Annotated in this window: 9 protein-coding genes; 4 read left to right on the top strand and 5 right to left on the bottom strand. The window is 70.6% G+C overall.

The window, feature by feature from the left end:
• Positions 1–191 precede the first annotated feature (191 nt).
• Together WDV86_RS01710 and WDV86_RS01705 are read left to right on the top strand one after the other, a co-directional pair.
• The gene (locus WDV86_RS01710; protein ID WP_339565854.1) at positions 192–1,319 is read left to right on the top strand and encodes a hypothetical protein; all 1,128 of its coding nucleotides are present in this window, start codon (positions 192–194) and stop codon (positions 1,317–1,319) included.
• An 806-nt stretch (positions 1,320–2,125) separates the two neighbouring features.
• Complete coding sequence (locus WDV86_RS01705) at positions 2,126–2,491, top strand: hypothetical protein (protein ID WP_339565853.1); 366 nt, start codon at positions 2,126–2,128, stop codon at positions 2,489–2,491.
• A gap of 646 nt (positions 2,492–3,137) precedes the next feature.
• Here the strand turns inward: WDV86_RS01705 and WDV86_RS01700 are convergent.
• From WDV86_RS01700 to WDV86_RS01680, 5 genes are all read right to left on the bottom strand, one after another.
• Entirely contained in the window at positions 3,138–3,779 is a 642-nt protein-coding gene (locus WDV86_RS01700; RefSeq protein WP_339565852.1) for a hypothetical protein, read from the bottom strand.
• Positions 3,776–5,116, bottom strand: coding sequence for a hypothetical protein (locus WDV86_RS01695; protein ID WP_339565851.1), 1,341 nt, complete (start codon positions 5,114–5,116; stop codon positions 3,776–3,778). The genes WDV86_RS01700 and WDV86_RS01695 overlap by 4 nt, the downstream gene beginning before the upstream one ends.
• Positions 5,113–5,907, bottom strand: coding sequence for an ATP-binding cassette domain-containing protein (locus WDV86_RS01690; RefSeq protein WP_445262881.1), 795 nt, complete (start codon positions 5,905–5,907; stop codon positions 5,113–5,115). The genes WDV86_RS01695 and WDV86_RS01690 overlap by 4 nt, the downstream gene beginning before the upstream one ends.
• Before the next feature lie 86 nt (positions 5,908–5,993).
• On the bottom strand, positions 5,994–6,905 hold the full coding sequence (locus tag WDV86_RS01685) for a hypothetical protein (RefSeq protein WP_339565850.1): 912 nt from the start codon (positions 6,903–6,905) through the stop codon (positions 5,994–5,996).
• Positions 6,902–7,447: an RNA polymerase sigma factor gene (locus tag WDV86_RS01680; RefSeq protein ID WP_339565849.1), complete on the bottom strand. Its 546-nt coding sequence runs from the start codon at positions 7,445–7,447 to the stop codon at positions 6,902–6,904. Before WDV86_RS01680 ends, WDV86_RS01685 begins: the two co-directional genes overlap by 4 nt.
• A 256-nt stretch (positions 7,448–7,703) precedes the next feature.
• On the opposite strand from WDV86_RS01680, the gene WDV86_RS01675 reads away from it, so the two are divergent.
• Positions 7,704–7,916 carry a hypothetical protein gene (locus WDV86_RS01675; RefSeq protein ID WP_339565848.1) on the top strand — a complete coding sequence of 71 codons (213 nt, stop codon included), beginning with the start codon at positions 7,704–7,706 and terminating at the stop codon, positions 7,914–7,916.
• Positions 7,917–8,187: 271 nt separating this feature from the next.
• Positions 8,188–8,592, top strand: a complete 405-nt coding sequence (locus tag WDV86_RS01670) for a hypothetical protein (protein ID WP_339565847.1) — start codon at positions 8,188–8,190, stop codon at positions 8,590–8,592.
• Positions 8,593–8,611 lie beyond the last annotated feature (19 nt).

The following is an 8,611-nucleotide window of genomic DNA, read 5'->3' as shown; positions in this document are numbered from 1 at the left end:
CTCGCCGCCCCTGCGACCTGCACCGTCGCCGGTTGGGGGTCGGCTGGTGAGACGCGGTCTGTGCGTGCCTCGCCATTGAGGACCCGCTCGGCTAACAGGCCACTTCGGCCATGACGCACGCGGTCACGTGGCCGTTTCCCTGCGGCAGCGGAAGGACATGGCACAACCCATCGGCACGATCCCAGCCGCATGTGGCCTTCCGTGGCACGCTGACCTCGTCGGATTATCAGCTGTACCTGACGACAGTTGCGGGAGTCGGTATGTCCATCAACGTCATGGCACGGAAACTTCTGTGGGGTCGGGCCGGGAACAGATGTTCCTTTCCGGACTGCGATATGCGTCTCACCCTCGATCTGGAAGATCCGACCAGTTCTGTTCTGAGGGACTCCGGCGCCGTTATCGGCGAAGAGGCCCATATCCGCTCGGGCAGAGCAGGTGGCCCGAGATTTGACGCGGGCTTCGACCCGGCAATGATCGACGGCTACAGCAACTTGCTTCTCCTGTGCCCTACGCACCACACCATTATTGATAAGGATGGCGGCGCGGCCTTTTCGGTCGAGCAGCTCATCAAGATGCGCACGCGGCACGAGAGCGACGTGGATGCGAAACAGACCACGCACGATGTGCAGCGTCGCGAGGCGAGTGAACGTACGCTTGGCGGAGTCTTGGCCTGGGAGCGGAAGGCTGGTGTGGACGCATGGCCATCTGTCGCCCTGGGGCTCAGCCACCCGATCCCTCGCATTGATTTCGACGACCGCAGTCTCCTGCTGAAACAGGGCGAATGGCTCCTTGGTCGGTGGTGGCCTCCCGGTACCCCAACCGTCAGCAGAGCTTTTGCCAATCTGTCCCACGTCCTCGGCGTCCTGACGTGGGCGATGGAGGCCGTCCTCGAGTCGGAGGAGAGCCCCGCAGGTACTCGCTTCTACGAGGCGCGGAGGCAATACAAGCGCATCGGTTGGAACCCTCCGCTGTACACGGAACTGCTCAACGAGCATCGCCGGGACTGCGCCACGCTGTGGTGGCTGATCGCCGAGCTCACGCGCGCCTACAACTTTGTTGTCGACGCCGTCCGTCAAGATGCAGACCCTTATTACCGATTCGACGAGGGTTACGTCATGCTCTACGAAGGTGATGACCTGCATGCCAGAGTGTCCAGTCCGCGATACTTGCCGGAGGAGGCGGCCGTGCTTCCGCACGACTACACCCTTCAGCAACTGGTTGAGGCAATCCGCACAGAGGCCGCCGCCCACCACAATAATGACGCAGAAGGCATTGACCTGAATGTATTTCGTCCACCGTTCACGTCGACGCAGGCGTAGGGCGATCCATCGCCATCGAGGCGGTCATCCGAATGGTAATGCACTGCGGGGTAGCGGCCAGCGGTGCTTCGAGCCCCTATTCAGAGTCGTAGGGCGGCTACTTGGACGCGCGGGTCCGACGGTGTCGACGCATCCACACGACGTTAACGACCAAGGTAGCTGCGCCCACGAGGTAGAGCGGGGCGTAGACGTAGGCGGAGACGTCGGCGAGAGACAGCATCACAGCGAGGAACATGAGACCGGTCGCGGCCACGACGATGCCGAGGTAGGTCAGCGCAACGCGCTGGGGGAGTGGCGGCGGCCCGCCGGGTCTCTCGGCAAGACCGAGGCGTTGCATGACCTGACGAAGCTCCACGTATGGACCTTCCCACGGCGTCTTCGCCGCGAGTTCGCGTTCAACCCAGACTCGCCCGGGCGGGTGCAACGCGTTGCTACGCGGCCTCCCACAGGCCCGCGATGAGCGACGGCCAGCGCTGCGTCCTGGATGCCGGTCGACAGCGGGACGCTGTCCGGCCAGCGATCGACAGCGGGACGCTGTCCGGCCAGCGATCGACCTGCAGGCGCCGGTGGTCGCCGGCTGTCTGGGCCAGGCAGGCTGGATGCTGCCCGCTCGTGCAGCACCGTGGGCGGAGCAGTGCTGTGAACGATCATTGGTGGGGTGAGGGTTCGTGGATGAGGACGGTCCCGGCGTGACCGGCGTCGCCGCCCCCGGCGTGCGTGCGGGAGACGTCGTGGTCGTCGCCCGTGGGGAGACCCATGTCGCCGTCGGCCTCGTATAGGCGAAGGCATCGGTCAGGTCGCGGGTCATGGCGATGAGGATCCAGCGGCGTCGTGTCGTCGAAATCGATGACCTCCTGTGGCGTCGTGATCAGGTCTCCCTGTGGGAGGGGATGACTCACGACGGGACAGTCCGTGACGGCACGTGGGAGAGGCTCGGGCGGTGGGCGGGCTTCGACCCTCGGGAGGACGACATGCCGTTGTTCGTGCACTGGCGCCACGACGGATCAGCGCTCGTCGAGGAGCGGTGCGGTCGCGGGTTAGACCTCGGCGCGGAGGTCCCCCTACCGGATGGGGTGGACCCACGCTGGTTGCCCACGCAGAACCTCGAAGACCCTTGGATTTTGACCGAACGTCTCCGCGCTAACGCCATCAGCTGGCTCCCGCGGCGGTGAGCCGGCCTGGCCGGGCGGGACCGACTGCATGCTCGAGCAGGTCCATGGGCTCACCGACAGGCGATCGATAGCGGGACGGCCGAGCGGCTCCACCGTCAGAGCCCGCGAGCGGCGACAGCTGCGGCGGCCGGCGACGGCTACGGGCCCCGCCCCCGAGGCATCCAACTCCTACAGCAGTCTCGTGCGCCTGCTGCGCCGCTGTGGACACGAACTTGAGAACGCGGACACGACGTGGACGTCGCCCGGGCCGAGGTCGTTGCTGAGAGCACGGCAGGTCCACCCGTGTCCGTCTTGCACTGTAGGAACTCGCTGAAATTGTCGTAGGTGCCGCCAGCTGACCTGCGGCGTCTCACGGTCGTCTCAGCGCCGGCGTCTCACGATCGTGTCGCGATCCTCGGCCGCCCCCCGCCCCGAGCTCGAGGCGAGGCGTCCGTCGCCGCGGGGGAGAGGGCAGCACCGCTGTCGTCAGCGTCGGCGGCGTCCCACATGGGGCACCTGGGCGCGATCCTCAGCAGAAGCCCCGTCCCGACCTCGAGGCGAGGCGTCCGTCGCCGCGAGGCCGCGCCTCGCCGCCCCTGCGACCTGCACCGTCGCCGGTTGGGGGTCCTCAACTGGACGTTCGTGACCGGGGACGCGCGGTGGTCGTTCAACTGGTGGTGCGGGCGGGGCCGTAGCGCGTGTAGGCGGCTAGGCCGGCCGCCAGCAGGCTTGTGGCGACGATCCAGGAGGGGTCGGGTCCACCTGGTTGTATCGGCCAGGCCCACCACTGTGCGGCGGCGGTCGGGGTCCGAGGGGCGGCGAGGTAGGCGACCAGGACGTAGGTGAGGGCGGGTGCCCAAGCCAGGACGGTGGGAATGATGGTGGCGGTGAGCAAGACGATCCCGGTGAGCCCGAGGCTATTGCGCATCAGTGCGTAGCTGCCGAAGGTCTGTGGCGTGTCGGTGGCTACCAGGGCGAGAAGCACGGTCGGGATGAGCGCCGCGGTGGTGGCGTGAACCGCGCGCCATTGGGCGGTGATCCGGGGTGCGGTGCGGTCGAGGTCGGTGTCGGCGCCGACGAGGGTGGCCGAGACAAGGACCGCCGCGAGCAGCGGGGACAAGCCCACGACGGGCGGTCGGGCCCAGGCGCCACCGAAGTAGGTGCGGGTGGACAGCCACCCGGTAGCCCACCAGCTCGCCGCGGTGAGCAGGAGCAGGGCCATCGCGACCCATCCGACGTGGCGGGCCCGCAGGTACAGCCACAGTCCGCGCCCGCCGCGGCTGTCTGGCGCGGGCGTGGTGCGGGTCATGGCCGGGCCAGGTCGACCAGGGTCGCGACGTCGCAGTCGGCCGCGGCGGGCAGGAAGCGTGCCATCCAGGCGCGGGCTGCGGCGGGGTCCTCCTCGAGTCGGGTGATCAGCGCCTCAACGGCGGTGGGATCCGCGCTGGACAGGAGCAACTCCCCGGTGAGCAGGGCGTGGGCGACGTCGAGGGTGAGGTAGGGCTGCTGTCCGGCGGCGTCGAGCTCGGGACCTTCGCACATGTAGGACGTGAGCCTGCTGACGGTGTCGTCCACGACCTGGCCGGGGTGGTCCATGCCCGGGCGCAAGAATCGGGAGCGTCCCTGCAGATCGGCCATCGCCAGCGTCCCGGGAGGGGCCTGCTGGCCGTAGGGGACCTCGGCGATCCGATCGACCGGTAGGAAGTCTTGGACCCGCGCGAGCAGCTCACGCGCTGGTGGGGTGACGTCCTGGAGCAGGCCGGCGTGCACGCGCTGGACGCACACCTGTGGGGCGTCGTCGGTGCAGACCTGCTCCAGCGCCTGCTCGTCCGGCTGGAGCCACAAGGGGCTGTCGCCGGTGGCAGGTGTCGTGACCAGAGCGGCGGCGGACACGGCAGCCAGCAGCGCCGGGACGAGCGCCGCGAGCCGGCGCGAGCCGGCGAGCAGCACAGCGGTCGCGGTCACCGCCAGAAGCCAAATGGCTGCGCCGGCCGCGCTCCACCCGTCGAGCTCGTACCCCTCCTGGCTCGGCAGTTGACTCACCAACGCCAGCGGGGACAGACGTGCCGACGGCCCGGTGAGGTAGCCCAGGTAGCCGTTGAGGACGTACAGCAGCACACCGACGCCCGGGGCGACGAGGCGGCCGCGGATGAGGCGACCGGCGGCGAAGCCGACGGCCGAGCACGCCAGGACCCCGAGGACGGCCAGCAGCAGCGCGAGTGGCCACCGGCCACCGGAGTAGGACAGCCCCGGCGCGATACCCGCGACGAGGACACCGGCGACTCCGAGGGTCCCCGCCACCACGCCCAGGGCGATGGCCGCCCAGGTGGTCTGCTGGCGGGCCAGGACCGGGCGGGGAGTCGTGGCGAGCAGCTCGCCGAGGTGGCGACGGCCTTCGCGTCCTGCCGTCCACGCCGCACCGGCAGCGGCCAGGGGCCCCAGGACGATCGACGTCTCGCTGAGGACCCGCATGGCGGCCGCCCAGCTCGAGGACCACAGCCCGTAGGGGTCCAACGGCGCCTGTGAGGTGACCACCAGCACAGCGCCCAGGACCGCCAGCAGCCCGCCGAGCAGGTACGCCCCGCTACGGCGCAGCTCGATCCGCAGCACCCCGCCGGTCCCGGCCTCGCCTGCCCGCGCGGTCATCCCCGTGGCTCCTCGAGCTCGGCGGCGTGCTCGCGATGAGAGCGCAGCAGGGCGCTGTAGCCGAGCTCGATCGGTGAGGCGTGCTCGTGGCCGGGCCTGGCGCTGCCGTCCGGTTCACTGTGGTCGTCGGCGAGGTTCGCCAGCTCCTCGCGGGTGCACGAGCGCACCAGTCGTCCGGTGTCCAGCACGCTCACCCGGGTGCAGGCGCTGGCGACGTCCTCGACGAGATGGGTCGAGACGACCACCGTGGTGTCCACGCCCAGCTCGCGCAGCAGGGCACGGAAGTCCAGGCGCTGCTCAGGGTCCAGACCAGCGGTCGGCTCGTCCAGCAGCAGCACCTCGGGCTCGTTGACCAGGGCCTGGGCCAGCCCGGCGCGCCGCAGCATCCCGCCCGACAGCGTCTTCATCCGGTCCTTGGCCCGGTCGCCGAGCCCGACCCGCTCGATCGCCCGCGCCACCGCGGCCCCCGAACCCGGCCCGGAAACCTCCTTGAGCCAGGCGAAGTAGGTGACGAACTCCTCCACGGTGAACCGCGGGTAGTACCCGAAGGTCTGCGGCAGGTACCCCAGCCGCCGTCGCACCTCCCGCCGCTCCCTGGCCTCGCTCACGTCGAGGCCGAGCATCCGCACCTGCCCGTGCGTGGCCGGCACGACGGTGGCCAGGACCCGCATCAGCGTGGTCTTGCCCGCCCCGTTCGGGCCCAGCAGCCCGTGCACACCGACCCCCAAGTCCAGGTCCAGGTCGCTGACCGCGCGGCGGGCGCGACGCCCCCGCCCCAGGACCACGCTCAACCCGCAGACCTGCACCCCCTCGCCCGACCCGGCACCAACTCCAGCGCCGGCTCCCGTGCCGCGTCCCGAGCTGTCGTCGTGGGTGCTCACACCAACCCCCCGCCCTGACGGGTGACCAGCAGGTGCTCGTAGCCGGCCCGGCGGTGCACGAGCAGACCCGTCGCGACGACCACCGTCACCGCCCACGCCAGCTGCGCGCCGGGGGCGAACACCTGCGCCTGCGTCGCCGAAGCCACCAACGCCCGCAGCGCCCCGACCTGCTCCCCGCCGGCGCCGACTACGGCCGGCGATGCCACCAGCACAACCCAGGCACCGGCCAGGACCGCCGCTGCCCGCTCCAGCGCGACGACGGTGCCGCCGGCCAGGGCCAAGGCGGTCAACGCCAGGCACGGCAGCAGCCACAGCACCGGACCCGAGCCCCCCAGCACCAGCCCCGCGACCGCGGCTGCCGGGACCGCCAGCACCAGAACCGCCAGGGTGCGCCACAGCGTCAGCCGCAGCCCCGCCGACGGTGTCGCCAGCACCGCTTCACCCCACGGATCGCCCGCGCCCACCGAGCACAACGCGACCCCGGCCAGCGGCAGCGCCGGCGCGAGCAGCAGCAGCACACCCCCCGCCGGGCCGTCACCGCTGCCACCGACCCCGGCCAGCTGGTCGACGCCGGCCCCGACCAGCACCGCCACCAGCGCAGCGACCAGCGCTGCCGGGCGCAGCAGCCACCGCGCTCGCACCCACACCGTCAGGCCCGCCCCGGTGACCGAGCTCGCCGGGGCGGCCAGCACCCGACCCCGCACCAAGCTCAGGTCGGCCCGCTCCCGGGCGGGAAGCACCAGCGCCAGCTCGGCCCTGCATACCGCGCACGAGACCAGGTGCATCTCCACGCTCCAGGAGTCCGTCGGCCCCGCCCGGCCACCGGCGTAGGCCGCCAGCAGCGCAGGACCCGCGTGCCACCCACCCTCCCGGGTCCGGCTCTGGGCGTGGTCATCTCGTGGGCTCATGCCAGTGCCTGCCTCAACCTCGAGCGGGCCCGCCAGGCCCGCGTCTTGACCGTGCCCTGCGGAATGCCCAGCAGGACGGCCGTCTCCCGGGTGCTCAACCCGTCCAGGACCGTCGCCTGCAGCACCTCCTGCAGCTCCGGCGACAAGGCCTTCATCGCCGCCTCCAACGGGCCCGCCAGCAGTCCGTCCATCACTTGGTCCTCGGCGGAAGCCGCTGCCGGACCGGCGGCCGGGTGTTCCTCACCACGGGAGCTGAGCTCCTGCCCCGACCTTCGACGGCGGCGGTAGGCATCGACCAGGCGGCGTGCCGCGATCGTCCAGACCCAGGCGCCCACGTCGCCGTGGCCGGTCCAGGATCCGGCCGAGCGCCAGACCGCCGTGAACGTCTCCTGCAACACATCGGCGACGACGTCGGGGTCCGCGCACCGACGACGCAGACGCAGCAGCACCATCGGCGCTAGCCGGTCGTAGAGCTCCTCGAAGGACACGGCATCACCCGCGGCGGCAGCACGAAGCAATCCCGCCTCGTCCACCTCGCCCACCGACCCCACGCTCTACCTGACGCACCCCACCGTCCACCGGTTCAAGCCGGTCCCCACTCCTAGGCCGGCCCGCAGTCGATGGGCTCGCGAATCGTGCCGGACGCCGATCGACGTGGGGCGCGCGCTGGCCTCTGGCGGTGGAGGGGGCAGCGGTAGCGGCGGGCGCGTCGAGCGGCCGCCGCTGCACCGGCGGAGGACGGAAGCCGTCCCTAATCCATGCTGGGGCATAATCCGACACGAGCACGGGACCCTGCTGGTGACCATCACCGATGGTCGACCCGGCAAGATCGACTTCCTGACGACGAGCGGCGACGAGGCCGTGAGCCCGGAGAGCGCCGGCCTGAGGCATCAGATGAACGCTCTCGATCTCTTGTCGGCGGCCGGCTGGGAGCCGCTCGGACCGCCAGCGGTCACGTCGTCGCAGGGCGGGCTGATGAAGGACTACCTCCTCCGACGCTCGAAGAGCTGACGGACCGCGGCGACGGGCCGTGCGACGTGCGCGGCCTTGAGGAAGCGCGCTGGTGAGCGAAGAACCGGAGGACGTGCCGGATGGCGATCGGTTGCGGGACGACATGGTCGCCTCGTCAACGTCCTGGACACCGTCCCGTCCACCGTGAGTGACTTTGTTCGTGACGTCGGACGTGACCGTGCTGCTCATCGGTGGGCGATCCGGTGTCGGCAAGACGTCCGTCGCCGCCGAGGCCTCGGAGCTCCTGCAGTTGGCCGGCGTCGCGCACTGAGTGATCGACGGCGACAACCTCAGCGCCGCCTACCCCAAGGCAGCAGACGACCCCCACGGCGGCGCCCTGACAGAGACGAACCTGCAGGCGCTGTGGGCCGGCTACGCCGCGGTCGGCCACACCAGAGCCATCTACGTCAACACCGTCAGCGTCCTCGAGGCAGCGATGGTCCTCCGCGCTATGGGAGGCGGCGCCGCCACCGCGGTGCTGCTCACCGCTGACGACGACACCGCCGCCGCCCGCCTGGGTCAGCGGGAGATCGGCAGCGCACTGGCCACGCACGTCCGCCGCAGCACGGCGATGGCCGAGCACCTGCAGCGGGAGGCCGACGCAGACGTCATCCGGGTCGCCACTGACGACCGCCACGTCCAGGACATCGCACTGGTAGTCGAGGTTACGTATTAGTCCCGGGGTGCTTCAATGA

Source organism: Pseudokineococcus sp. 1T1Z-3, assembly GCF_037482365.1.
Taxonomy (GTDB): domain Bacteria; phylum Actinomycetota; class Actinomycetes; order Actinomycetales; family Quadrisphaeraceae; genus Pseudokineococcus.
Note: the sequence above shows the minus strand (reverse complement) of the source record. Positions and strands in the feature narration are given on the sequence as shown.

Bases quoted from the DNA above. Each gene is read 5' to 3' on its own strand.
- WDV86_RS01685 (WP_339565850.1), bottom strand. From the start codon at position 6,905: ATGAGCCCACGAGATGACCACGCCCAGAGCCGGACCCGGGAGGGTGGG.
- WDV86_RS01700 (WP_339565852.1), bottom strand. From the start codon at position 3,779: ATGACCCGCACCACGCCCGCGCCAGACAGCCGCGGCGGGCGCGGACTG.
- WDV86_RS01705 (WP_339565853.1), top strand. From the start codon at position 2,126: ATGGCGATGAGGATCCAGCGGCGTCGTGTCGTCGAAATCGATGACCTC.
- WDV86_RS01695 (WP_339565851.1), bottom strand. From the start codon at position 5,116: ATGACCGCGCGGGCAGGCGAGGCCGGGACCGGCGGGGTGCTGCGGATC.